General features: G+C 66.2%; 19 protein-coding genes and 1 pseudogene. 11 read left to right on the forward strand and 9 right to left on the reverse strand.

Annotated features, from left to right (window positions below; genetic code table 11):
- Positions 1-15: 15 nt before the first annotated feature.
- From C6569_RS15780 to C6569_RS15810, 7 genes are all read right to left on the reverse strand, one after another.
- Positions 16-1566 carry an AMP-binding protein gene (locus C6569_RS15780; protein WP_106749733.1) on the reverse strand — a complete coding sequence of 517 codons (1551 nt, stop codon included), beginning with the start codon at positions 1564-1566 and terminating at the stop codon, positions 16-18.
- A 10-nt stretch (positions 1567-1576) separates the two neighbouring features.
- Positions 1577-2812 carry a thiolase family protein gene (locus C6569_RS15785; protein WP_106749734.1) on the reverse strand — a complete coding sequence of 412 codons (1236 nt, stop codon included), beginning with the start codon at positions 2810-2812 and terminating at the stop codon, positions 1577-1579.
- 9 nt (positions 2813-2821) lie between these two features.
- Positions 2822-3523 carry an ABC transporter ATP-binding protein gene (locus C6569_RS15790; protein WP_106749735.1) on the reverse strand — a complete coding sequence of 234 codons (702 nt, stop codon included), beginning with the start codon at positions 3521-3523 and terminating at the stop codon, positions 2822-2824.
- The gene (locus C6569_RS15795; RefSeq protein ID WP_106749736.1) at positions 3520-4290 is read right to left on the reverse strand and encodes an ABC transporter ATP-binding protein; all 771 of its coding nucleotides are present in this window, start codon (positions 4288-4290) and stop codon (positions 3520-3522) included. Before C6569_RS15795 ends, C6569_RS15790 begins: the two co-directional genes overlap by 4 nt.
- Positions 4287-5243: a branched-chain amino acid ABC transporter permease gene (locus C6569_RS15800; RefSeq protein ID WP_106749737.1), complete on the reverse strand. Its 957-nt coding sequence runs from the start codon at positions 5241-5243 to the stop codon at positions 4287-4289. Before C6569_RS15800 ends, C6569_RS15795 begins: the two co-directional genes overlap by 4 nt.
- Positions 5240-6097 carry a branched-chain amino acid ABC transporter permease gene (locus C6569_RS15805; protein ID WP_106749738.1) on the reverse strand — a complete coding sequence of 286 codons (858 nt, stop codon included), beginning with the start codon at positions 6095-6097 and terminating at the stop codon, positions 5240-5242. Before C6569_RS15805 ends, C6569_RS15800 begins: the two co-directional genes overlap by 4 nt.
- A gap of 68 nt (positions 6098-6165) precedes the next feature.
- Entirely contained in the window at positions 6166-7347 is a 1182-nt protein-coding gene (locus tag C6569_RS15810) for an ABC transporter substrate-binding protein (RefSeq protein WP_106749739.1), read from the reverse strand.
- A gap of 155 nt (positions 7348-7502) precedes the next feature.
- Here C6569_RS15810 and C6569_RS15815 point away from each other — a divergent pair, with 155 nt between their 5' ends.
- Positions 7503-8138 (forward strand): TetR/AcrR family transcriptional regulator, encoded by a 636-nt coding sequence (locus C6569_RS15815; protein ID WP_106749740.1) that lies wholly within the window; start codon positions 7503-7505, stop codon positions 8136-8138.
- 425 nt (positions 8139-8563) lie between these two features.
- Here the strand turns inward: C6569_RS15815 and C6569_RS15820 are convergent, their stop codons facing one another.
- Positions 8564-9256 carry a cyclic nucleotide-binding domain-containing protein gene (locus C6569_RS15820; protein WP_181313781.1) on the reverse strand — a complete coding sequence of 231 codons (693 nt, stop codon included), beginning with the start codon at positions 9254-9256 and terminating at the stop codon, positions 8564-8566.
- A 241-nt stretch (positions 9257-9497) separates the two neighbouring features.
- On the opposite strand from C6569_RS15820, the gene C6569_RS15825 reads away from it, so the two are divergent.
- The 10 genes and pseudogenes from C6569_RS15825 (at position 9498) to C6569_RS15870 (ending at position 23168) form a co-directional block, all read left to right on the forward strand.
- On the forward strand, positions 9498-12245 hold the full coding sequence (locus C6569_RS15825; RefSeq protein ID WP_106749742.1) for a nitrate/nitrite transporter: 2748 nt from the start codon (positions 9498-9500) through the stop codon (positions 12243-12245).
- Between the two features lie 17 nt (positions 12246-12262).
- Positions 12263-16021, forward strand: a complete 3759-nt coding sequence (locus C6569_RS15830; protein ID WP_106749743.1) for a nitrate reductase subunit alpha — start codon at positions 12263-12265, stop codon at positions 16019-16021.
- Between the two features lie 14 nt (positions 16022-16035).
- The gene (narH, locus tag C6569_RS15835) at positions 16036-17553 is read left to right on the forward strand and encodes a nitrate reductase subunit beta (protein ID WP_106749744.1); all 1518 of its coding nucleotides are present in this window, start codon (positions 16036-16038) and stop codon (positions 17551-17553) included.
- The gene (gene narJ, locus C6569_RS15840; protein WP_106749745.1) at positions 17553-18305 is read left to right on the forward strand and encodes a nitrate reductase molybdenum cofactor assembly chaperone; all 753 of its coding nucleotides are present in this window, start codon (positions 17553-17555) and stop codon (positions 18303-18305) included. The genes narH and narJ overlap by 1 nt, the downstream gene beginning before the upstream one ends.
- 13 nt (positions 18306-18318) lie before the next feature.
- Positions 18319-19032, forward strand: a complete 714-nt coding sequence (narI, locus tag C6569_RS15845) for a respiratory nitrate reductase subunit gamma (RefSeq protein ID WP_106749746.1) — start codon at positions 18319-18321, stop codon at positions 19030-19032.
- A gap of 22 nt (positions 19033-19054) precedes the next feature.
- On the forward strand, positions 19055-19894 hold the full coding sequence (locus C6569_RS15850) for a peptidylprolyl isomerase (RefSeq protein ID WP_106749747.1): 840 nt from the start codon (positions 19055-19057) through the stop codon (positions 19892-19894).
- A 10-nt stretch (positions 19895-19904) separates the two neighbouring features.
- The gene (locus C6569_RS15855; RefSeq protein WP_106749748.1) at positions 19905-20210 is read left to right on the forward strand and encodes a hypothetical protein; all 306 of its coding nucleotides are present in this window, start codon (positions 19905-19907) and stop codon (positions 20208-20210) included.
- On the forward strand, positions 20210-21220 hold the full coding sequence (moaA, locus tag C6569_RS15860) for a GTP 3',8-cyclase MoaA (protein WP_106749749.1): 1011 nt from the start codon (positions 20210-20212) through the stop codon (positions 21218-21220). The genes C6569_RS15855 and moaA overlap by 1 nt, the downstream gene beginning before the upstream one ends.
- A gap of 82 nt (positions 21221-21302) precedes the next feature.
- Positions 21303-21791: pseudogene (locus tag C6569_RS15865) on the forward strand (carbonic anhydrase); the annotation flags it as partial.
- A 180-nt stretch (positions 21792-21971) separates the two neighbouring features.
- Positions 21972-23168 (forward strand): NnrS family protein, encoded by a 1197-nt coding sequence (locus C6569_RS15870; protein WP_106749751.1) that lies wholly within the window; start codon positions 21972-21974, stop codon positions 23166-23168.
- A gap of 1082 nt (positions 23169-24250) precedes the next feature.
- Here C6569_RS15870 and C6569_RS15875 read toward each other — a convergent pair.
- Positions 24251-24688, reverse strand: coding sequence for a response regulator (locus C6569_RS15875; protein WP_245898124.1), 438 nt, complete (start codon positions 24686-24688; stop codon positions 24251-24253).
- Between the last annotated feature and the right edge of the window lie 72 nt (positions 24689-24760).

The raw sequence follows: 24760 nt of genomic DNA on the forward strand, positions 1-24760 counted from the left end.
GTTCGCGGCGGTGCTCTAGATGGCCCGCTCGCGCCCCTTCCAGAAGGTCTCGCGAATGTCCTTCTTGCGCACCTTGCCCACGGGGCTGCGCGGCAGGCTGTCCCAGAACTCGACCGACTTCGGAGCCTTGACGCTGCCCAGCCTGGTCTTGCACAGCGCGATGATCTCGTCGGCCGTGATGTTCGCTCCGGGCTTCAGCTCGATCACGGCCTTGACCGCCTCCCCCCACTTGTCGTCGGGAACGCCGATCACGGCGCAATCCTGGACGGCCGGATGGCCCCAGATGACCTGCTCGATCTCGCTCGGATAGACGTTGAAGCCGCCCGAGATGATCATGTCCTTCTTCCGGTCGACGATGTAGACGAAGCCGTCTTCGTCGCTGAAGCCGATGTCGCCGGTGTGGTGCCAGCCGAAAGCGGAGACCTCCCTCGTCGCATCCGGGTTTTTGTAGTAGCCCGGCATGACGAGATTGCCGCGCACGACGATCTCACCACGCTCGCCCGCCGGCATGAGCTTGCCGTCATCGTCCATGATGGCGACCGGGGTCATGAAGGTGGGGCGCCCGCAGCTCGCCAGGCGCTTTTCCTTCTGCGGGTCGCCGATGACGAGATGGTCCTCTGGAGACAGGAAGGTGCAGAGCATCGGTGCCTCCGCCTGGCCGAAGGACTGGGTCATGACCGGGCCGAAGACGTCCAGGCATTCCTTCAGCTTGTCGACCGACATCGGCGCGGCGGCGTAGATGAAATGGTCCAGCGAGGAGAAGTCATGGTCCTTCAGGCCCGGGTGGGCCAGCAGGACATAGATGGCGGTGGGCGGCAGGAAGAGATGGGTGACCCGCTCGGTCTCGATGGCGGTCACCACCTTGCCCGCGTCGAAGCCCGGCAGGATCACCTGCGTGGCCCCCGCCGCCATAAGGATGATGCCGACGATCCCTGCCGCATGGGTCATGGGCGCCACCACCAGGTGCACCGGCGGCTTGCCGACCGGCATGGCGGTGAAGAAGTTGGCGATCATCGTCTCCCAGACGAGATGGGTCCAGACGACGCCCTTGGGCCGTCCGGTCGTGCCTCCGGACGAGACGATGGAGATGGTCGCGTCCCGGTCCTCGGGAATGTCCGGATCGGTTTCCGGAGCCTCGGCGATCCAGTCCTCCAGGAACGGCGCGTCGGCGCCCGCCCGGTCGATGCAGACGTAGGAGCGGATCTTCGGGCAGTCCTTGCGGAAGACCTCGACGTTGGCCTCGAATTCGCTGTGGTAGAACAGGACCTCGACGTCGCAATTGTCGAGGATATAGGCGTTTTCACCGGCCGTGTTGCGGGCGTTGATCGGCACCCAGACCTGTGCACCCCGGACGATGCCGAGGATGCATTCGAAGGCGACCGCTCCGTTTGGGCTGTAGACCGCCGCCTTCTGGCCGGGCGCGAAGCCCGCCGCCGCCAGCGCGTTGGCGATGCGGTAGCTGCGCCGCTGAACGTCGCCATAGCTGCGGGAGACGGTCGCATCCTTCAGGCAGGTACGCGTCGGGTCCAGGGCCACGCCGCGGTCGAAGAAGTCGATCAGACGCATGGGCTTCCTCTCAACGCTCGAGGATGGTGATGCAGGCGGTGGCTTCCTCGTAGCGATGGAAGCCGCCGCCGTTTTCGGCGATGGCGTGGCGGGCACCGTCGACCTGGCGCGGACCGGCCTCGCCGCGGAGCTGCATGACCAGCTCGTACACCTGGGCAAGCCCGGTCGCGCCGATGGGGTGACCGCGGGATTCCAGCCCGCCCGACGTATTGATCGGAATCCGCCCGCCGAGTGCCGTGTCACCGTTCCTGACGAGGCGGGCCCCGTCACCGATGTCCGAGAAGCCGAGCAACTCGGCCTGGTGCAGCTCAGCGAAGGCGCTGGCGTCATGGACTTCCGCCACCGACATGTCGGCCGGCCCGACACCGGCACTCTCGTAAGCCCTGTTGGCGGCCAGGCGGCACAGGTGATGATCGAGGTCGTCTGCCTCGCGGTCCGAGCCCGAGCCGATGACCGAAGCGGCGATGCGGATGGCGCGCGTGGCGCCGAGCTCGCGCGCCTTGGCCGCGGAACAGACGATGGCTGCGGCGGCGCCATCGCTGATCGGCGCGCACATCGGCAGCGTCAGAGGCCAGGACACCTCGCGCGCCGCCAGCACGTCGTCGGCGGTCATCGCGTCCTGATACTGCGCCTTCGGATTTAGAGCGGAATGGCGGTGGTTCTTGGCGGACACCTCGGCAATGTCGCGCTGCGTCGTGCCGAACCGGTGCATATGGTAGCGCGCGAGCGCCGCATAGACGTCCATGAAGACACTGCGCTTGCCGCTGTTCTGGCCCGCGCCCGCCGGCAGGGGAAGATCCTTGCCGAGCGCCGCGAGGCGGCTCACGCTGGCGTCCACGTCGTGGACGTCCCAGGCGCCGTCGAAGATGGCGAAGGATTTGGCGCGATCGGCGGCGTTCATCTTCTCAGCGCCCAGCGCCAGCGCGATATCGCCCTGGCCGGAGGCAATGAAGGCGAAGGCGGCGTTGAGCGCCGTCGATGCGCTGGCGCAGGCGTTCTCGATGTTCATGACCGGAATGTGCTCGAAGCCCAAGGCCCTCAGCACGAGCTGTCCGCGCACGAGATGCTGGCCTTCGACAACGCCCTGCGCCGTGTTGGCGAAGAAGGCGGCCTGGACGTCACCGCGCCCGATCCGTGCATCGCTCAGTGCCTCCTCGACCGCCGGGCGCGCGATAGCCTCGAGCCGGGAGTCCAGATAGCGCCCGAAGCGCGTCATCCCGATCCCGATGATGTAGACGTCGGCCATGGCCCGATCCTAGACGCTGATGAGAGTTTCGATGCGGGCCCGGTCTGCCTGCAGTTCGGCTGTGGTGCCGGACCAGACGACCCGGCCGTTGTCGATGACGAACTGGCGCCGCGCCAGCTTGAGGGGAACCTTCAGGTTCTGCTCGACCAGCAGGATCGCAATGCCTTCGGCGTTGATCACCCGGATGGCCTCGACGAGCTGGTCGACGATCAGCGGCGCGAGGCCCTCGGTCGGCTCGTCGAGGAGCAGGACCTCGGGATTGGTCAGGAGACCGCGGCCGAGGGCCAGCATCTGCTGCTCGCCACCGGAGAGTGTATCTCCGCCCTGGCTTGCGCGCTCCTCGAGGCGGGGGAACAGGCCGAAGATGCGCTCCAGCGTCCACGGGCCGGTGCGGCCCATGACGGTCGCGATCCGCAAGTTCTCCTCGACCGTCAGGTTGGGAAAGATCCTCCGGTTCTCGGGGACGAAGGCGATGCCGAGGCGTCCGAGCTCGTGGGGCTTGAGCGCTGTCACGTCGCGGTCGTCGAACAGGCGTCGGCCGGAGCGCACAGCATTGAGACCGATGGCGGCCTTCAGAAGGGTGCTCTTTCCGGCGCCGTTCCGGCCGATGAGGGAGACGACCTCTGCGCGGCCCACGTCGATGGAGACGTGGTGGAGCGCCTGCGCCTTGCCATAGAAGACGTCGCAGTTCTCAAGGGCGAAAGCGGTCATTCGCCCTCTCCCAGATAGGCTGCACGGACCGCGGGATTGGCGCGCACGTCGTCGGGGGAACCCGAAGCGAGGAGCTGGCCCTGAACCATCACGACGATCTCGTGCGAGACCTGCATCACGACGTCCATGTTGTGCTCGATCAGGAGGACGGTCCGTCCCGCGACGATGCGGCGGATGAGATCGATGGCCTGGTCGAGCCGTTCATGGCCGACACCGGCAAGCGGTTCATCGAGCAGAAGCACCCGCGGGTCGCTGAGCAGCGTGAGGCCGACCTCCAGCGCGCGCTGGTCACCATGCGACAGATAGTCGGCGGAGGTGTGGGCGAGCTTCGTCAGGCCGACTCGCTCGAGCACCTTCTCGGCATCCTCGCGAACGTCCCGGAAGCGGCTCGATGGCATCCAGAATGGCTGCACGCGATAGCGGTTGGCGAAGGCCCCCAGCTGCAGGTTTTCCAGAACGCTCATTCCCGAGAAGATCTTCGTGATCTGGAAGCTTCGTCCGAGGCCGGCGCGCGTCCGTGCATGGACCGACAGCCGCGTGATGTCGCGGTTGTCGAGGAAGACCCTCCCGCCCGACAAAGTCGCATGGCCGGAGAGGGCGTTCATAAGCGTGGTCTTGCCGGCTCCGTTCGGCCCGATCAGCCCGTAGAGGTGCCCGGGCTTGAAGTCGTAGCTGACGCCGGCCACGGCCTTCAGCCCGCCGAAAGCAACCTGGATGTTCTCGCAGCGCAGGCCACCGGCTGAGGCCCCGTCCCGAACCTCGCTCATGGCGCATCCCCCGGACGGCCGGCGGCCTTGCGGGCAAACAGGCCTGCGAGTCCGTTCGGCAGGAAGATGGTGCAGAGAATGAAGATCAGCCCGAGAATGCCGTACCAGTGCTGGGTGTACTGGCTCAGCTTCTCCTTGAGCACCTCGAAGACGGCGACGCCGAGAATCGGGCCGAGCAGCGTTCCCTTGCCGCCGAGCACGGTCATGATGAGAACGTCGCCGGAGGTCGTCCAGTGCAGCATCTGCGGGCTGATGTAGAACATGAGCGAGGCGAGCAAAGCGCCGCTGACGCCGGCATAGAAGCCGGAGACCATGAAACCGCACTGTCGAAGGCGCTGCACGTTGTAGCCGATCTGGGCCGCGCGCACGTCGTTCGCCTGCACGGCTTTGAGGGCCTTGCCGAACGGCGAGGCGCGCAGGAGCGCCATAACCGCGAGGCCGACGATGAAGACCACGATCAGGAAGTAGTAGAAGTTGCGATTGTTGTAGAAATCGATGCCGAACAGCTCCGGCCGGGGAACGCCCGGGATGCCGTCCAGGCCGCCGGTATAGTTCCGCAGTTTGGTGCTCGCCAGGATGTAGACGAGCTGGGCGAGGGCGAGCGTCAGCAGCGAGAAGAACAGTCCGGACACGCGGAGCGCGAAGATGCTCAGGCCGAAAGCCATAATAGCCCCGACGATGCCCGCCGCGCCTAGGGCGGGCAGGAAGCCGACGCCGGCCTTGGTGACCAGCAGGGTCAGAGCATAGCCGCCGGAACCGAAAAGGGCCGCGTGGCCGAAGGACAGCATGCCCGCCATGCCGAAGATGAGATCGAAGCCGATGGCGAACAGGGCCCAGATCAGGATGAGACTGACGAGGTTGAGGCTCTCCTCGCTCGCCTGGATCACGGGCACGAGGATCATTGCAGCGATGATGGCAGCCATCGCCAGCCTGCCGAGATGGGACGTCGTCATGCCGCGCGGCCCTTGCGGCTGAAGAAGCCGGCCGGGCGCGTCAGCAGCGTCGCGATCAGCAGGACGAAGGTGATGAGCTCGACCCATTCGGGGGCGTAGGTGAATCCTGCGGCCCTTGCCATCCCGAGCAGGAGCGCTGCGAGAATGGCGCCGCGGATATTGCCGAGCCCGCCGATGATGACCACGACGAAGCAGTCGATGATGACGCTGAACCCCATGCCGAGTTCGATCGGCACCAGCGGCGCGGCGACGACGCCGCCGAGCGCGGCCAAGCCCGCTCCCAGGGCAAACACCGCCGTGCGCACTTTCGCAACGTCGATGCCGAGCGTCTGCGCCATGTCGGCGTCGGAACTGGCGGCGCGGATCACCATGCCGAGGCGGCTGCGCTCCAGGAGCAGGAAAAGCGCCAGCGAGACGGTCGCGCCGAAGCCGATGATGAAAAGGCGGTAGGAAGGGATCTGACTGCCGAACAGCGCGACCGGCTGGGAGAAGAGATCTGGTGTCGGGACCTGCTTGTAGTCGAGCCCCCAGACGATCTTCACGGCTTCCTCGATGACGAGGATGAAGCCGAAGGTCAGCAGCAGCTGGTAGATGTGGTCCCGCTCATAGACGGGCTTGAGCGCCGACATCTCCATCGCCGCGCCGAGCGCCGCGACGACAATGGGCGCCAACAGGAGACCGATCCAGAACGAACCGGTCCAGTTGACGATCTGAAAGCACACATAGGCGCCCAGCATGTAGAGCGCGCCGTGGGCGAAATTGATCACCCCGAGCATGCCGAAAATGAGCGTCAGTCCTGCCGCCAGCAGGAAAAGGAGGAAGCTCAGACTGAGGCCGATGACGATCGTGGACACGGCTGTGTCACCCGTCTTTCAGAAGGGAAGGGGCGAGGAGGCGGATCCGGCGACCCGCCTCCAGCTCATCAGCAGGCCTCGAAGAGGTTCGCCGCGTCGAAGGTGTTGGTGATCTTCATGGTCAAGGGTGGCAGGGGCGCCTGGCCCTCGACCACCTCGCCCCACAGGCCGACCTGCGCCGCCTGCTGGTCACAGGCGCGCATCACCTTGCGGCCCTCGACGGAGTTCTCACGGGTGCTGGTGCGGAAGGCTTCCACCCATTTCTCCCGATCCCAGCTCTTGGTGGCGTCGACCACGTCCAGCCACCAGCTCATGCCGTCATAGGCCTCGCCGGCGAAGCTGGAGGGCCACTCGTTGTACTTGGCGCGATAGGCCTCGACGAATTTCTTATTGGCCGGGTTGTCGACGCTAAAGTGATAGCGCACGCCCGAGAAGACGCCGACGGAGGCCGGACCAACCGCAGCTGCCAGAGTCTCGTCCTGGAGCACGGGGCCAAACTGGGCCTTGGTCTTGCCCAGGCCGACCTGACCGGACTGCTTGAGGAAGGTGACCGCGTCATTGCCGGTGATCATGACCGCGATGCCGTCGGCATCGGACTTGGCCATCTTGTCGACGATGACGGAGAAGTCGCGGTTACCGAGGGGCGCATAGTCGTTGCCGACGATGCCGATGCCGACCTTCTTCGCCTCTGCCTGGAAGAGATCCCAGCCGTCGCGTGTCGCTTGGTAGTCGGCTGTCACGCCGTAGATCTTCTTGAGGCCGCGGGCTTTTGCAAACTCCACGCACATGCGGATTTCCATGCCGAGCGTGTTCGACGTGCGGAAGGTGTAGCGGGAGCCGCCGACGCGCGTGATCTTGTCGTCCGCGGAAATCGTGACCAGCAGCGGCACCTTGCGCTGGTCAGCGAGGCTCTGGAGGGCGAGCGTCGAGGCAGAACCGACTGCGCCGAAGATCATCTGCGCGCCGTTCGCCAGCAGGCGTGTGGCCTTTTGGACGGCGGGCTGAGGGCGCGTCTCGTCGTCCTCCCACGAGATGCGGATCGGCTTGCCCAGAACCCGGCCCTGGCGCTCGGCCACGGCGATCTCGACGCCCTGGCGCATATCCTTACCGATGATGCCGTAGGCGCCGGAGAAGGCGAGGACTGCCGCGATGTGGAAGTCGGCAGGCTCCTGTGCCAAGGCCGGCGCGGCCGGCAAGCCTGCAGCCAGTGCTGCGGCGGCGCTGCTCTTCATGAAAAGACGACGATGCATGGGTTCCTCCCGCGGCTTGCGGCTGCCGCTCAGTCGTTTGTCTACTTGCGGGTAGGTTAAATCTTACGAAAAGGTAGAGTGTCAATCAGCCGGTTGGACGATGGCCGAAGGCGAGGTAGACGGGTCCGTTTAATCGCCAAGGAAGAAGGCAGACGATGAGCGGTTCGGGTAAGAAGCGAGCCACGGCGTTAAATTGGAGAGATGCCGGCCTTCGGCATGGTCTGCACGACGCCAAGCGGCGGCTGATCCTGAGTCAGGCTGCGCGAATGTTTGCGGATGACGGCTTTCATCAGACGACCATCGAGAAAATCGCGGCCGCTCTTAATGTCACGAAACCGACTATCTATTACTATATCGACAGCAAGGAAGATATTCTTTATCAAATACTGCAATTGGCCCTAGACGAACTCGATGCGGCCTTGGCGGCGATCGACAAGCCGGACGCGATTGCCATCGACCGGCTCGAAGTCTTCTTTCACATCTACTGTGAGATCATCCTGTCTGATTTCGGCGTCTGCATGGCGCTCGTCACGGATCGCTCTCTCAATGCCAACTATAGAAAAAAGCTGAGAGGTCTGAAAAAGGAGTTTGAGCTGAGGGTCCGCTCGATCGTTGCGGACGGTCTGCGTGACGGGTCTATCAACGTTGGCAACCCGCGCCTGTTCTCGAACGCGATATTTGGCGCCTACAACTGGATGCCTCAATGGTTTTCGAAGGCCGGCTCGATGGCGGCTGAGGAGGCTGGGCGTGAGATCTTCATGCTGTTCCGCAAGGCCGCGATGAGCACGTGAGGGCTTTCGCCTTACTTACGCCCAGCGAGCAGCAGCCGCGCACTGGTGACTTACATTTCCTGCTTCGCGCGCCTTTGCAACGGATGGTCATCTCCGCGTCAGCGGGCATTGTTGGCGGTCAATAGAGGCGCCAGTAGTCTCGCCCCGAAGACGAGTCGGGTCGCCATGTGCCACTGCCAGGCCACCCCAAATCCCTGGCCCCTATCGACCGCTTTGCGCCTGCAAAGCGGAAGTTTGGCCAGATGCCGGAAGCGGACTTTCGGCGGCCGATAACGGCGCAATGCCCAATGAGAAACAGACAATGGGTCCTCGCGAGCAGAACAACCGAACCATCTGCACCATTGACGTGTTCTCGTTGGTCGGCACGGGCGGCGCTGGTGCCGTGCAGAGGGGCGTCGCCCCTTCGGTGTTGGCTGGCAATTGGCCTAGTGGTCGTGAGTCGAGTGCTCGGTGCGTGCGAGGCGCGCCAAGGCATCAGGCCTGTTGCAGAAGATCACCCGGCCCCTGACCGTCACGCCATGATCGGCCAACGAGGCGAAACTGCGAGACAGGCTCTCGCGGGTCATGCCGAGGAAGCTTGCGAGCTTCGCCTTCTCGAATGGAATGCGGGTCTCGATGACGTCGCCGCGGCGCTCCCCGCGGGCGAACAGCCAGGCGGCGAGCCTCTCCAGCCCGGATTGCATCTTCTGGCTCTTGAGCTGGCGCACAACCTCGCGGTAGCGCTCGGCGAGCTCGCGGACGACCGGGCCGGCGAAGGCGGGGTCGCGTGCGAAGACGTCGCGGATCGCCTGGGCGGGGATCATCAGGATACGCGACGGCTCAAGGGTGCGGGCCGATTGCAGATAGACCTTCTCCACCAGCACCGCCGCCAGAATGAAGGTTGAGACCGGCTCGAGGAAGCCGATAGTCGTCTCCTCGCCGTTGCTGGTGGAGAACATCTCCACCATGCCCTCCACGATCACGTGCAGGAAATCGGCCTGGTCGCCCTCGTGGATGAGCTGGGTCTGAGCTGGGAAGCGCTGCAGGAAAGCCGCGCCCATCAGCGCGCCGAACTGCGACTCGCTGATATCGGCGAAGAGCGGCAGGGACCGCACGGTATGGATGTCTTCAGCGCGCAATGTCAGAGTCTCCGCCGCCATCCTCTGCATTAGAAATTGACAAATGTCAAACAGAAAGACGAAAGCAATCAATTGCAGGAGAAGTTTCTGTCAAAGTCGGATATCGGCGACATCAATACTGGCACATTATTGGTGCGATGGGCGGGGTGCTTGATTTCAATCAATACAGAGTGACGCCGTTTGGACTTGGGTGACGCCGTTCCTCGCGGCTTCGCAGCCACAGCCACCCAAGGCTTCCCTCATGACGATCGCGTCAGCCCCATCCCGGTCCGACCAGAGCCGTGCGCTCTGGCTGTCGACCCTCGCCTTCACGCTCTGCTTCGCTGTCTGGACGATCTTTTCCATCATCGGCGTCCAGATCAAACGCGACCTGGGGCTCACCGAGACCCAGTTCGGTCTCCTCGTCGGCACGCCAATCCTGACCGGATCGCTCATCCGCCTGATCCTCGGCATCTGGGCCGATCAGTATGGCGGCCGCATCGTCTATGCGGCGACCATGCTGGCGGCCGCGGTGGCGACGCTGCTGCTGACCTTCGCGTACGACTATCCGACCTTCCTTCTCGCCGCGCTCGGCGTCGGCATCGCCGGCGGCTCCTTCGCGGTCGGCGTCACCTATGTGTCGAAGTGGTACCCGAAGGAGAAGCAAGGGACGGCGCTGGGCATTTTCGGCGCCGGCAATGTCGGCGCCGCCGTCACCAAGTTCGCCGCGCCCTTCGTCATGATCGCCTATGGCTGGCGGACCGTCGCCGTGATTTGGGCTCTCGCGCTCGCGGTCATGACCGTCGTGTTCTGGCTCGGCACGAAGGACGACCCGGATCTCGCGCGCCGTCGCTCCCTCGGCCTCGAGCCTGAGCCGATCTCGGCCCTGCTCGAGCCGCTGAAGAACGTCCAGGTCTGGCGCTTCGCCCTCTACTACTTCTTCGTCTTCGGCGCCTTCGTCGCGCTGGCGCTGTGGCTGCCTCGCTACCTCATCGGCGTCTATGGCCTCGACATCGCCACCGCCGGCATGGTGGGGGCCGCCTATTCGGTCCCGGCCTCGATCTTCCGCGCCTATGGCGGCCACCTCTCCGACAAGTTCGGCGCGCGCACCGTCATGTACTGGACCTTCATGGTCTCGGTGGTCTGCACCTTCCTCCTGTCCTACCCGCCGGCCGACTATGCGGTGCGCACCACCACCGGCACCGTCACCTTCCACCTCGAGATCGGCCTCGTCGCCTTCATCGTCATCGCCTTCGTCCTCGGCTTCTTCATGAGCCTCGGCAAGGCGGCGGTCTACAAGCACATCCCCGTCTACTATCCCAACCGCGTCGGCCCGGTCGGCGGCATTGTCGGCCTCATCGGCGGCCTCGGCGGCTTCGTCCTGCCGATCGTCTTCGGCCTGCTCAACGACCTCACCGGCGTCTGGCAGAGCTGCTTCTGGCTGCTCTTCCTCATCGCCGCCGTGGCGCTCGTCTGGATGCACTTCGCCATCATGGCGATGGAGCGCGAGGCGCGCGAGCAGGGGGTGCCGCGGGCGAGCCTGCCGGAACTCCCCGAGATGCAGCCGGTTCACGGCAAGGCCCAGCAGGGCGTGCTCGCCGCCTCCGGCGCCATCCAGGACTGGGCGCCCGAGGATCCGGCCTACTGGGCCGCGAAGGGCAGGGCGGTTGCCCGCCGCAACCTATGGATCTCCATCCCCAACCTCCTGCTCGCCTTCGCCGTCTGGATGGTCTGGTCGGTGGTCGTCGCCAAGTTGCCGGCGGTCGGTTTCCGCTTCACGACCGACCAGCTTTTCTGGCTCGCCGCCCTGCCGGCCCTGTCGGGCGCCACCATGCGCATCGTCTACGGCTTCATGCCGCCGATCTTCGGCGGGCGGCTGTGGACGACGCTCGCCACCTGGTCGCTGATGATCCCGGCGGTCGGCATCGGCCTCGCGGTGCAGAACCCGACCACTCCCTACGTCATCTTCCTCGCCCTCGCCCTGCTCTGCGGCTTCGGCGGCGCGAATTTCGCCTCGTCCATGGCCAATATCGCCTTCTTCTTCCCGAAGGCCGAGAAGGGCAATGCGCTCGCTCTGAACGCCGGCCTCGGCAATCTCGGCGTCTCCGTCGTGCAGTTCGTGGTGCCTCTGGTGATCACCGCGGGCGTCTTCGGCGCCCTCGGCGGCGAGGCGCAGGTGGGCTCCACCGGCGAGCGGCTGTTCCTGCAGAACGCCGGCTACATCTGGGTTCCCTTCATCGCCGCCTCGGCCATCGCCGCCTGGTTCGGCATGGACGATCTCGCCAGCATGAAGGCCTCCTTCGCTCAGCAGGCCGTCATCTTCCAGCGCCGGCACAACTGGATCATGTGCTGGCTCTATGTCGGCACCTTCGGTTCCTTCATCGGTTATTCCGCCGGCTTCCCGCTGCTGACCAAGACGCTGTTCCCGGACGTCAACGCCCTGCAGCTCGCCTTCCTCGGACCGCTGGTCGGCGCCATGTCGCGCTCGCTCACCGGCTGGGTCTCGGACCGGTGGGGTGGTGGTCGGGTGACCCTGTGGGTCTTCGCCGGCATGGCGGTGGCGGTCCTGTCGGTGCTCTACTTCATCACCATCAAGGACCAGCCCGACGCCTTCCTCGGCTTCTTCGCCAGCTTCATGGCGCTGTTCTGCCTGACCGGCATAGGCAATGCCTCCACCTTCCAGATGATCCCAGCGATCATGCGCAAGGACATGGCGCGGCTAATGCCGGGAGTGAACGAGCCGACCCGCGCCCGCCAGGCGGAGATGGAGGCGGCCGCGATCATCGGCTTCTCCTCGGCCATCGGCGCCTATGGCGGCTTCTTCATCCCCAAGGCCTACGGCACCTCCATCGCCATGACCGGCGCGGTCAACGGCGCGCTGTGGGCGTTCTTCGCCTTCTACCTCACCTGCATCGCCATCACCTGGGCGGTCTACACGCGCAAGGGCGGCGTCCTCCACGACGTCGAACGGCGCCGTGACCCCGCTCCCCTCCTTCAGCCCGCGCAGTAAGTCCCGGAGACCCGGCCATGTCGCATTTTCTCGATCGACTGAGCTTCTTCAGCCGCCCGCAGGGCTCGTTCTCCGGGGGCCACGGCATCACCACAGCGGAGGACCGCGGCTGGGAGGACGGCTACCGCAAGCGCTGGCAGTCCGACAAGATTGTCCGCTCCACCCACGGGGCCAACTGCACCGGCTCCTGCTCCTGGAAGATCTACGTCAAGGGCGGGATCGTCACCTGGGAGACGCAGCAGACCGACTATCCGCGTACGCGGCCGGAACTGCCCAACCACGAGCCCCGCGGCTGTTCGCGCGGCGCCTCCTATTCCTGGTACCTCTATTCCGGCAACCGGGTGAAGTACCCGATGGTCCGCTCGCGGCTAGCCAAGCTCTGGCGCGAGGCGCGGGCCACCATGACGCCGGTGGCGGCCTGGGCCTCCATCGTCGAGAACCCCGAGAAGCGGAAGAGCTACACCTCCAAGCGCGGCCATGGCGGCTTCGTGCGCTCGAGCTGGGACGAGACCAACGAGATCGTTGCCGCCGCCAATGCCTATACGGCCAAGACCTACGGGCCCGACCGCATCTACGGCTTCTCGCCGATCCCGGCCATGTCGATGGTCTCCTACGCGGCCGGCTCGCGCTACCTGTCGCTGCTCGGCGGCGTCTGCATGTCCTTCTACGACTGGTACTGCGACCTGCCGCCGGCATCGCCGCAGACCTGGGGGGAGCAGACGGACGTGCCGGAATCGGCCGACTGGTACAATTCCGGCTTCCTCATCCTGTGGGGCTCCAACGTCCCGCAGACCCGCACGCCGGACGCGCACTTCTACACCGAGGCGCGCTATCGGGGCGCCAAGTCGGTGGTCATCTGCCCCGACTATTCGGAAGCGTCCAAGTTCGCCGACCTGTGGATCTCCGTGAAGCAGGGCACCGACGCGGCGCTGGCCATGGCCATGGGCCACGTCATCCTCAAGGAGTTCTACGTCGAGCGGCAGGCCGCCTATTTCCACGACTATGTCCGCCAGTACTCGGACATGCCGATGCTGGTCCGCCTCGTCGAGCAGGACGGCCGCCTCGTCCCCGAGCGCCAGCTCCGCGCCTCCGACTTCCAGGGCGCGCTCGGCGAGACCAACAATCCCGAATGGAAGACGGTCGCCATCGACGAGGCGACCGGCGAGATCTGCGTGCCGCACGGCTCGGTCGGCTTCCGCTGGGGCGAGAAGGGCAAGTGGAACCTGGAGGAGAAGGATTCCAGCGGCCATGCCACGCGGCTCCGCCTCACCCTCGACGGCCCCGGCCGCGCATTCGCCGACGTCGCCTTCCCCTATTTCGGCAACATCCCGCACGAGCATTTCGCCTCGACGACGGATGAGTCCATCCTTACCCGCAAGGTGCCGGTGAAGCGCGTCACCCTCGCCGACGGCGAGGCGCTGGTGGCGACCGTCCACGATCTCATGCTCGCCAATTACGGCGTCGACCGCGGCTATGTCGGCGACAGCACGCCCGCCTCTTACGACGAGACCGGTCCCTACACCCCGGCCTGGGCGGAGAGCATCACCGGCGTGCCGCGCGACCAGATCATCACGGTGGCGCGCGAGTTCGCCCGCAACGCCGAGAAGACCCGCGGCCGGTCCATGGTGATCATCGGCGCGGCGATGAACCACTGGTACCACGCCGACATGAACTACCGCGGCGTGATCAACATGCTGGTCATGTGCGGCTGCATCGGCCAGTCCGGCGGCGGCTGGTCGCATTATGTCGGCCAGGAGAAGCTCCGGCCGCAATCGGGCTGGGCGCCGCTCGCCTTCGCCCTCGACTGGGCGCGCCCGCCGCGCCAGCAGAACTCGACGTCGGCCTTCTACGTCAACACCGACCAGTGGCGCTACGAGACCGTCTCACCCGACGAGATCCTGTCGCCGACCGCGCCGAAGGGCGACTGGGACGGCGCCATCATCGACTACAACGTGCGCGCCGTGCGCATGGGCTGGCTGCCGGCCTACCCGACCCTGCAGGAGAACTCGCTGGAGATCGCGGCCAAGGCCGAGACTGCCGGGCTGGAGGTGAAGGACTATGTCGCGAAGGCGGTGAAGACCGGCGAGCTCAACTTCGCGTGGGAAGACCCGGACAACCGGCGAAACTGGCCGCGCAATCTCTTCGTCTGGCGCTCCAACCTGCTGGGATCCTCCGGCAAGGGTCACGAGTACTTCCTCAAGCACCTGCTCGGCACCACCCACGGCGTGCTCGGCAAGGATCTCGGCGGCTTCGGCGGCAAGAAGCCGAAGGAGGTGAAGTGGCACGAGGAGGCGCCGGAAGGAAAGCTCGACCTCCTCGTCACCCTCGACTTCCGCATGTCCACGACCTGCGTCTATTCCGACATCGTGCTGCCCACCGCGACCTGGTACGAGAAGAACGACCTCAACACCTCCGACATGCACCCGTTCATCCACCCGCTCACCGCGGCGGTGGACCCGGTCTGGGAGTCCAGGTCGGACTGGGAGATCTACAAGGGCATCGCGAGGACCTTCTCACGGGTCGCGCCAGAGGTGCTCGGCGTCGAGAAGGACGTCGTGCTGACGCCGATCATGCACGACAGCCCCGGCGAGATTGCCCAGCCCTTCGACGTGAAGGACTGGAAGAAGGGCGAGATCGAGCCGATCCCCGGCAGGACCATGCCGGCCGTGACGGTGGTCGAGCGCGACTATCCCAACCTCTACGCCCGTTTCACCTCGCTCGGTCCGCTCATGGCCAAGGTCGGCAATGGCGGCAAGGGCATGGCCTGGAACACCGAGCACGAGGTCCAGCTCCTGAAGGAGCTGAACGGCGAACATCGTGACGGGCCGACGAAGGGCCTGGCGAAGATCGAGACCGACATCGATGCGACGGAGGTCATCCTGATGATGGCGCCGGAGACCAATGGCGAGGTGGCGGTGAAGGCCTGGAGCTCGCTCGGCGGCTTCACCGGTCTCGACCACACCCATCTCGCGACACCTAAGGAGGACGAGAAGATCCGCTTCCGCGACGTGGTCGCCCAGCCGCGCAAGATCATTTCCTCGCCGATCTGGTCGGGCCTGGAGAGCGAGAAGGTCTGCTACAACGCCGGTTACACCAACGTCCACGAACTGATCCCGTGGCGCACCCTGTCGGGGCGGCAGCAGCTCTACCAGGACCACCTGTGGATGCGGGCGTTCGGGGAGGCGCTCTGCGTCTACCGGCCGCCGGTCGACCTCAAGGCGACCAAGCCGGTCATCGGCCTCAAGCCGAACGGCCAGAAGCAGGTGGTGCTCAACTTCATCACCCCTCACCAGAAGTGGGGCATCCACTCCACCTATACCGACAACCTGATGATGCTGACGCTCTCCCGCGGCGGCCCGATCGTCTGGCTGTCGGAGGAGGACGCCGCCTCGGCGGGCATCGTCGACAACGACTGGATCGAGGCCTTCAACGCCAACGGCGCCCTCGTCGCGCGGGCCGTGGTCTCGCAGCGCATGAAGACCGGTACGGTGTTCATGTACCATGCCCAGGAGAAGATCGTGAACGTGCCGGGGTCTGAGACCACCGGCAACCGCGGCGGCATCCACAACTCGGTGACGAGGGCGGTGCTGAAGCCGACGCACATGATCGGCGGCTATGCCCAGCTCGCCTACGGCTTCAACTACTACGGCACCATCGGCACCAACCGCGACGAATTCGTCATCGTCCGCAAGCTCGCGAACGTCGACTGGCTCGAACGCCCCTTCGACGAGGCCAAGGCGCGCCACGGCGCGGCCCCGGCCGTCGCGGCCGAGTGAACAGGAGAACCCAGATGAAGATCCGCGCTCAGATCGCGATGGTGCTGAACCTCGACAAGTGCATCGGCTGTCACACCTGTTCAGTCACCTGCAAGAACGTCTGGACGAACCGCGAAGGCGTCGAATACGCCTGGTTTAACAATGTCGAGACCAAGCCCGGCATCGGCTACCCGAAGGACTGGGAGAACCAGGACAGGTGGAAGGGCGGCTGGAGGCGCAAGGCCAACGGCAAGATCCAGCCGCGCATCGGTTCGAAGTGGCGGGTTCTCGCCAACATCTTCGCCAATCCGGACCTGCCGGAGATCGACGACTATTACGAGCCCTTCACCTTCGACTACGAGCACCTGCAGAAGGCGCCGGAGCTCGAGGCCTTCCCGACCGCCCGCCCGCGTTCGCTGATCACCGGCGAGCGGATGGAGAAGATCGAGTGGGGCCCGAACTGGGAGGAGATCCTCGGCGGCGAATTCGCCAAGCGCTCGCAGGACAGGAACTTCGAGGGCGTCGAGAAGGAGATCTACGGCCAGTTCGAGAACACCTTCATGATGTACCTGCCGAGGCTGTGCGAGCACTGCCTCAACCCGACCTGCGTCGCCGCCTGCCCGTCGGGCGCCATCTACAAGCGTGACGAGGACGGCATCGTCCTGATCGACCAGGACAAGTGCCGCGGCTGGCGCATGTGCGTCTCCGGCTGCCCCTACAAGAAGATCTATTTCAACTGGGAGACCGGCAAGTCGGAGAAGTGCATCTTCTGCTATCCGCGCATCGAGGTCGGGCAGCCGACCGTCTGCTCGGAGACCTGCGTCGGCCGCATCCGCTATCTCGGCGTGGTGCTCTATGACGCCGACGGCATCGAGAAGGCCGCCTCGGCGCCGAATGAGCAGGACCTCTACGAGGAGCAGCTGAAGCTCTTCCTCGATCCCGCCGATCCCAAGGTCATCGAGGAGGCCCGCCGCCAGGGCATTCCCGAGAACTGGCTGGAGGCGGCCAAGCGCTCGCCGGTCTGGAAGATGGCGATCGAGTGGAAGATCGCCTTCCCGCTTCATCCCGAATACCGGACCATGCCCATGGTCTGGTACGTGCCGCCCCTCTCGCCCATCCAGTCGGCGGCGGAGGCCGGAAAGATCGGCATCGACGGCGACATGCCCGACGTGAAGTCGCTGCGCATCCCGGTGAAGTACCTCGCCAACCTGCTGACCGCCGGCAAGGAGGCGCCGATCGTCACCGGTCTCGAGCGGATGCTCGCCATGCGCGCCTACATGCGCGCCAAGACCATCGACGGCGTCATCGACGAGACGATTGCAGCCCGCGTCGGCATGACCGGGTCCGCGATCGAGGACATGTACCACGTGATGGCCATCGCCAATTACGAGGACCGCTTCGTCATTCCGACCACGCACCGGGAATGGACGGAGGACGCCTACGACATGCGCGGCTCCTGCGGCTTCTCCTTCGGCAACGGCTGCTCCGGCGGCGACAGCAAGACCGGCCTCTTCGGCAAGCCCAAGGCCAAGAATCCGATGGAGGTCGCGTGATGAAGACGTTCAAGGTTCTCTCGGCGCTCGCCGCATATCCCGTCCAGGAGATGATCGCCGCCATTCCCGCCATGCGGGCGGTGCTGGCGAAGGAGGGGCTGGTACCCGCATCGTCGCTCAGGCTGATCGAGCCGCTGCTCACCGATCTGGCGGACGGCGACATCATGGAGCAGCAGGAGCGCTACGTGTTCCTGTTCGACCGCACCCGCTCGCTCTCGCTGCACCTGTTCGAGCATGTGCACGGCGAGAGCCGCGACCGCGGCCAGGCCATGGTCGACCTCAAGCGGCTCTACGAGGAGGCGGGTTTCGACCTCAACACCAGCGAACTGCCGGACTACATCCCGGCCTTCCTCGAATATCTGTCGTTGCGCCCGGCCGGCGAGGCGGTCTCCCTGCTCGGCGAGACCGTCCACATCCTTATCACGCTGGCGCAGCGCCTGGAGAAGCGCTCCTCGCCCTATGCCGGGCTGTTCCGTACCATGGTGGCGCTGTCGAAGGCGCGGCCGAAGGCGGAGGACATGGCCGCCATCGTCGCCGACGACGGCATCGAGGCCGACGATCTCGAGGCCCTCGACGCCGTCTGGCAGGAGGAGGAGGTCACCTTCGGCCCGGGTGCGGCGACGGCCGCCTGCGGCAAGGACGCGCTCGGCGCCAAGCTGCGCGCCGCCAACCGCCCGGCGGAGGGCATGCCGCCGCCCGTAACCGCCGGCGTGCGCACCGTCGTCACCCACAATCGCCTTCCCATCGCCTGAAGGAGCCCGCGCCATGGCCGCAACGCTCAATTACATCGTCTTCGGATGGTATCCCTATTTCGCCCTGACCGTGTTCCTCGCCGGCAGCCTCATCCGCTTCGACCGGGAGCAGTACACCTGGAAGGCCTCGTCCTCGCAGATACTGCGCAAGCGCCAGCTACGCTGGGGCTCGAACCTCTTCCACCTCGGCATCCTCGCCATCTTCGCCGGCCATCTCGTCGGCCTGCTGACGCCGATCCAGGTCTTCGACGCCATCGGCGTATCGCATGGCGCCAAGCAGGTTCTCGCCATCGTGGCGGGCGGCGTGGCCGGCATTGCCTGCTTCGTCGGCCTGTCGCTGCTGCTGCACCGCCGGCTGTTCGACGCGCGGATCCGCTCGACCTCGTCCTTCGCCGACACGGCGATCCTCGTCATCCTCTTCGTCCAGCTCTGCCTGGGTCTCCTGACCATACCGCTGTCGCTCGGCCATCTCGATGGCCATGAGATGGTGAAGTTCATGACCTGGGCCCAGGGCATCGCCTATCTTCAGCCGGGCGCCTCGCAGGCGATTGCCGACGTGCACCCGATCTTCAAGGCGCACATCGCCCTCGGCCTGACGATCTTCCTCCTCTTCCCCTTCACCCGGCTCGTCCACGTCTGGTCGGCGCCGGTCTGGTACCTCGGCCGCCGCGGCTACCAGATCGTGCGCACGCGCGACCGCCGACGCGTCGCCGCTGCCTCCCGCTGACCCGCCGCCCGAGGATTCCGCCATGAGCGCAACCGCCCCCGTCCATACCCTCGTCTCCCGCCCGCCGCGCCAGCCGGTCAGCGTCAACGGCGTCGTCATCGGCCGGCAGGACATCCTGCGCGAGGCGCGCAACCATGCCGGCCTTCCGGCCGCCGAGGCTTGGCAGGCTGCGGCGACCGCCCTGGTGGTGAAGGAACTCCTGACCCAGCAGGCCCGGCGGAGCGGCGTCACCGGCGTGCCGGCAACGGATGGCGAGGGGCGCACGGAGACCGACGAGGAGGCGGCCGTCCGCACCCTCGTCGAGAGCGCTGTGACCGTTCCCGACGCCACCGAGGAGGAATGCTTCCGATATTTCGCCGCCCATCGGTTGCGGTTCCGCTCGGCGAGCCTCAGCGAGGTGGCGCACATTCTCTGCGCTGCCGCTCCGGGGGATGGGGAGGGCAGGCCGGCGGCGCAGGCGCTCGCGGCCAGCCTCTGCGACACGCTGGCCGACAACCCCGCCGCCTTCGGCGACCTTGCGCGGCGACATTCCCGCTGCCCGTCGGCGGGGCAGGGCGGATCCCTCGGCCAGGTCCAGCCAGGCAGCACCGTGCCGGAATTCGAGGCGGCGCTCGCCGCCATGGAGCCGGGAACGATCAGCCTTGAGCCGGTGGAGACGCGGTTCGGCTTCCACGTCATCCGGCTGGAACGGCGCATCGACGGCGTGGCGCTGCCCTTCGAGGCCGTGCACGACCGCATCGCTCACTATCTCCGTGCGGCCGCCGCCCACCGCGCCCAGGCCCAGTACGTCGCGCGCCTGATCTCGGCCGCCGACATCCGCGGCATCGCCCTCGCCGGGGCGGACCAGCACCGCGTCCATTGAGGAGAGAGCCATGCTGCTCGGAGACCTGATCGCCCGCTTCGCCGACCCCCTCACCGTGGATGCGGCGCTTGCGGCCGTCGACGACCTCGCCCTCGTCACCCGCATCACGGTCAGGGCCGACGCGGCTGGCCTTTCCACCGGCGCCTTCGCGGCGGAATGCGTGGCGCATTACGCCGACACCGCCAGCGACGAGGAATGGACGACGCTGATGGGCCAGATGGGCCGCGCCGAGGATCCGGGTATCGTCCTGATGCGCCGGGCCCTCGATGCCGGCTGCTCGGAGGGAACCGGCGGCTGCACTTGCGGGGGGCACTGATGGCCCACGTCGATGCCCCGCGGCCGCTCGTCGACGGCTTCGGCCGCGCCGTCACCTATCTGCGCCTTTCGGTGACCGATCGCTGCGACCTGCGTTGCTTCTACTGCATGGCGGAGCGACCTGACTTCGTGCCGAAACGCGACCTGCTCAGCCTTGAGGAGATGCAACGCCTGGTGACGACCTTCATCCGTCGTGGCGTGCGCAAGCTGCGCATCACCGGCGGCGAGCCGCTGGTCCGGCGTGGCGTAGTCGACCTCATGCACGAGATCGGCCGCCATCTCGTCTCCGGCGCCCTTGACGAGCTCACCCTGACGACCAACGGGACGCAGCTCGCCCATCACGCGGAGGCGCTCGTGCGCGCGGGTGTGCGTCGGGTCAACGTCTCCCTCGACAGTCTTTGCGCTACCCGCTTCGCAGCCATCACCCGCGGCGGCAGGATCGCCGATACGCTCGACGGGATCGCCGCGGCACGCGCCGCCGGACTGGCGGTCAAGATCAACACGGTGGTGCTCGGCGGCGTGAACGACGACGAACTCGACGTCCTCGTCGCCTTCGCCCATCGCCAAGACATGGACCTCACCTTCATCGAGGTCATGCCGATCGGCGAGGAGGGCTATGGTCGCAGCGACCGGTTCCTGCCGCTCGACCAGGTGCGCGAGAAGCTCGGCCAGCGCTGGTCGCTGGTGCCGAGCCTCCACCGCAGCGGCGGTCCGGCCCGCTACTGGCAGGTAGCGGAGACCGGCCGCCGTCTCGGCTTCATCGCGGCGACGAGCTGCAACTTCTGCGCGGCCTGCAACCGCGTCCGCATCACCGCGACAGGCCGGCTGGAGACCTGCCTCGGCCATGAGGCGGGAGTGGACCTCAGGGCACCGCTGCGGCTGGACCCGACCGGTCGCGCGATCGAAGCCGCCATCGATGCCGCCATTGCCGCGAAGCCGGCCGGCCATGCCTTCGCCGAGGCCTGGCAGCGGCCGGCCACGGCGCGCGGCATGCACGTCACGGGAGGCTGACGTGGTCCTCGACCATCTCTTCGATCGCAACGTCGCCTGGGCCCAGCGCAAGACACGGGACGATCCCACCTATTTCGTCCGCATGGCGGAACAGCAGTCGCCGGAGCTGATGTGGATCGGCTGCTCCGACAGCCGGGTCACGGCCAATGACGTTCTCGGCCTCGACCCCGGCGCCGTCTTCGTCCAGCGCAACATCGCCAACATGGTGCACACCAGCGACATGAACCTGCTGGCGGTGCTGGAATTCGCGGTGGAGACGCTGTCCGTCGGCCATGTCATCGTCTGCGGCCACTACGGCTGTGGCGGCGTCGCCCGGGCACTCGGCGACGACCGCTCGGCCCTGGTCGACCACTGGCTGCAGCCGCTGGTCATGCTCCACCGCAAGCACAAGGCCGTGTTCGACGGGCTGACACCGCGGGCCCGCCTCGACCGTCTCTGCGAACTCAATGTGCAGATGCAGCTGCGCCGGCTCGCGCAGACTCCCATCGTCGAGGGGGCCTGGCAGCGCCGCCAGCCGCTCCACGTCCACGGCTGGATCTACGGCGTGGAGGACGGCCTGCTGCGTGAGGTGGAGCCGCCGGTCGCCTCGATCCAGGCCCGCGACGCACTGGCAACCATCGATACCTGTGCCGGCATCCCGGCCGAACCCCAGAGCGCCGTGCGCCGGCAGGCGTTCGCCGCCTTCGCCGCCGAGCCGGAGGGATGCTGTGGCTGCTCGGTCGCGGCAGGTCGATAGAAGAGGTTGAAGCCGATGGCCACGACCATGGAAATACGGCGCGCCTGGAACGGCCCGGCCCTTTTCAGCTACGGCTTCCGGCCGTTCTTCCTGTCGGCGGCGGTGCTCGCGGCGCTGCTGGTCGCCACCTGGGTGCCCTGGCTGTTCGGCTTCGGCGCCCTTCCCGGTGCCCTCCCACCCGTCGCCTGGCACCAGCACGAACTGCTGTTCGGCTTCGTGCCGGCTGTCGTGGCGGGCTTTCTCCTCACCGCCGTTCCCAATTGGACGGGGCGGCTTCCCGTCGTCGGACGGCCGCTGATGCTGCTCTACGCCCTGTGGATCGCCGGACGTCTCGTCGTGCTCGATTCGGCCCATCTTCATCCCGCCGCGGTGGCGGCGATCTCACTCGCTTTCCCGCTGGCGCTGCTCGCGACGCTCGCGCGCGAGATCCTCGCCAGCGGCAATCGCCGCAACCTCAAGGTGCTTGCCGGCGTCGGCATGCTCGCCGCCGCGCAACTGGTCTTCCACGTCGAGATCGGCCGTCAGGGCCATGCGCTCTTTGCCGATCGCCTTGCGGTCGCGGCGATCCTCATGCTGGTGATGATCGTCGGCGGCCGGATCGTCCCGAGCTTCACGGTCAACTGGCTGAAGCGGGAAAATCCGGGGCGCCTGCCGGTCCCCTTCGGCCGCTTCGACATGGCTGCCATGGGGGTTGCGGGCGCGGCGCTGGCCCTGTGGATCCTCTCCGCAGGACTGCCGGTGCTCGAGCCCTTGGCCGGCGCCGCCATGCTGCTCGCGGGTGCCGCCCAGGCGGCCCGGCTGATGCGCTGGGCCGGTGACCGCACGCTGGCGGAACCGCTGGTGACCGTTCTGCATGTCGGTTTCGTCTTCGTGCCCGCTGGCTTCGCGCTCCTGGGTGCGGGCCTGCTGATTGGGGACGTGCCGCTGCGTTCGGCCGGCATGCATGCCTGGACGACGGGCGCGATCGGCCTGATGACGCTCGCCGTCATGACCCGCGCCACACGCGGCCACACGGGGCAGGCGCTGACGGCGCCGCCCTTGACCGTGGTGATCTATGCCCTGGCGCTGGCCGCCGCCCTCCTGCGCATTGCAGCATCCCTGGTGGCCCCGGCGAGCCTGCCGCTGATGGGGCTTGCCGGCCTCGCCTGGGTCGGCGCCTTTGGATTGTTCTCGCTCGCTTACGGGCCGCTGCTCCTTCAACGGCGGCGTTGAGGCTCCGGTGATCCCTCTATCGCCGCGATGATGCGGCAAGACGACGCCAAGCGCCCGGCCGAGGATGCAGTGCTGGCACAGTTCAACGCCAGACCCGATCGCAGCTACATTGCTGCTGGGAGGGCCTTGGAGGCAAAGGGGAGCGGTACTGCAGGGGCGGCTGTTGCAGTTGGGTCCGCTTGGCGCCGCCAAAGCAGACCTTCGACGACTGGCGGCAAGCAGACGTCCGCGGGAATTCCAGCGGCGCAGCAGCTTCTAACCCGGAGCCACCGGGCGAATTTCGCAACGGCTTCAGCAAAGGCCAAGTGCTTGACCGACCCCGATATCCCGCGGTCGCCAGAAGTCAGAGTTTCGCAACGCAAAGCCGCTGGTTCACGCGGCTCGCGAAGATCAAGGATTCCAGCCCGGGAGAGGCCAAGGAGACGCTGAACGCTGGTCGAACGCAATCCACGTCGGCGGTTCCCGCTGCTTTATGGGACCCGGATGACCAAGCACTTTGTCGGGATGGTTGACAGCAGACTCTGCTTTCTCGTCGCTAGAACCTTCCTTCCCAGCCGCCGGTTTTGGGCGAGATTGCTGGCCAGGAGCAGCGCCGCCGCGCATACCACCTTTTGAAGCGCCTAACTGAGACGGTGAAGCTCACTCAAGAGGAGGTAAAGAGCGGCATGCCAGCCAGACTGGAACCTGGCATCGGCTGAAGGTGCGTGGCCGCGAAGGTTCGTGATCGCGGTGGCGACTTCCGCTAGGGTATTCGCTCGCTGCGGCGTGGGGGCAAAGAGAGGCTCGACGCTCCGTCCTTAAGCGCGCGATTGCTGAGCTAGAGACGCGTCCAAAGTCACCTCCAAGGGTGAGGAGTAGTCGCGCCCGCGGCAGTGTCACTCCGCCGATTGAGGTGGCGATGTTAGCCCCGGGGCAGGCAAGCGGTTAGCAGGGTCCACGCCATCTGCTTCTGCCATATCAGCATGCTCCAACACTTCGCTTCCGCTAAACGAAGGTTACAGTGAATGTGACGAGCCGCAAGCGCTGCGCTGAGCCCTTCATCCCCACTGCTAGGGGGAGACGCGTTTGCCCGCCGCCCGCCGTCACTCGGTCCCGGGGCCGGCGGCGATGTCGGTCGAGCTGTTAAGCAACTGAGACACTGCGGTGATCAACTGAGCGGAAGCGAATGGCTTGTGCAGGAGGACGCTGTGCGGCACCCCCCGCGACGTCCATTGGTCAGCGCTGGCGCCGGTCATATAGATCACGGGTAGATGCGGCTTGGCCTCGCGCGCCCTTTGCGCGAGGTCCCAGCCGGTGATGCTGTCGGATCCTATGTCAATGTCGGTGACTAGGGCCCTGATGCTGTCGAGATGTATATCCATAAGCGCCAGCGCTTCTCGGCCGCTGGCCGCACCCAACACGGCATAGCCCGCCCCTTCCAATCCATCCTGCACGTCCAGGAGGAGGAGGGCTTCGTCCTCCACCACCAAAAGCGGAACTGATTGTGTCATCACCAGTCTTCTCGGGCTTTTGGCGGCCATGGTGGCAACCTCGAACGCACCTCAACGCTCATGTGACGGCTCAGTTCCATGATGATCGACGGGAACACATTT

The sequence above is a fragment of the Phreatobacter cathodiphilus genome (genome assembly GCF_003008515.1).
Lineage (GTDB): Bacteria > Pseudomonadota > Alphaproteobacteria > Rhizobiales > Phreatobacteraceae > Phreatobacter > Phreatobacter cathodiphilus.

Bases quoted from the DNA above. Each gene is read 5' to 3' on its own strand.
- moaA (WP_106749749.1), top strand. From the start codon at position 20,210: ATGGCCCACGTCGATGCCCCGCGGCCGCTCGTCGACGGCTTCGGCCGC.
- C6569_RS15780 (WP_106749733.1), bottom strand. From the start codon at position 1,566: ATGCGTCTGATCGACTTCTTCGACCGCGGCGTGGCCCTGGACCCGACG.
- C6569_RS15855 (WP_106749748.1), top strand. From the start codon at position 19,905: ATGCTGCTCGGAGACCTGATCGCCCGCTTCGCCGACCCCCTCACCGTG.
- narJ (WP_106749745.1), top strand. From the start codon at position 17,553: ATGAAGACGTTCAAGGTTCTCTCGGCGCTCGCCGCATATCCCGTCCAG.
- C6569_RS15825 (WP_106749742.1), top strand. From the start codon at position 9,498: ATGACGATCGCGTCAGCCCCATCCCGGTCCGACCAGAGCCGTGCGCTC.
- C6569_RS15795 (WP_106749736.1), bottom strand. From the start codon at position 4,290: ATGAGCGAGGTTCGGGACGGGGCCTCAGCCGGTGGCCTGCGCTGCGAG.
- C6569_RS15815 (WP_106749740.1), top strand. From the start codon at position 7,503: ATGAGCGGTTCGGGTAAGAAGCGAGCCACGGCGTTAAATTGGAGAGAT.
- narI (WP_106749746.1), top strand. From the start codon at position 18,319: ATGGCCGCAACGCTCAATTACATCGTCTTCGGATGGTATCCCTATTTC.
- C6569_RS15850 (WP_106749747.1), top strand. From the start codon at position 19,055: ATGAGCGCAACCGCCCCCGTCCATACCCTCGTCTCCCGCCCGCCGCGC.
- narH (WP_106749744.1), top strand. From the start codon at position 16,036: ATGAAGATCCGCGCTCAGATCGCGATGGTGCTGAACCTCGACAAGTGC.
- C6569_RS15800 (WP_106749737.1), bottom strand. From the start codon at position 5,243: ATGACGACGTCCCATCTCGGCAGGCTGGCGATGGCTGCCATCATCGCT.
- C6569_RS15790 (WP_106749735.1), bottom strand. From the start codon at position 3,523: ATGACCGCTTTCGCCCTTGAGAACTGCGACGTCTTCTATGGCAAGGCG.
- C6569_RS15810 (WP_106749739.1), bottom strand. From the start codon at position 7,347: ATGCATCGTCGTCTTTTCATGAAGAGCAGCGCCGCCGCAGCACTGGCT.
- C6569_RS15875 (WP_245898124.1), bottom strand. From the start codon at position 24,688: ATGGCCGCCAAAAGCCCGAGAAGACTGGTGATGACACAATCAGTTCCG.
- C6569_RS15830 (WP_106749743.1), top strand. From the start codon at position 12,263: ATGTCGCATTTTCTCGATCGACTGAGCTTCTTCAGCCGCCCGCAGGGC.
- C6569_RS15785 (WP_106749734.1), bottom strand. From the start codon at position 2,812: ATGGCCGACGTCTACATCATCGGGATCGGGATGACGCGCTTCGGGCGC.
- C6569_RS15870 (WP_106749751.1), top strand. From the start codon at position 21,972: ATGGCCACGACCATGGAAATACGGCGCGCCTGGAACGGCCCGGCCCTT.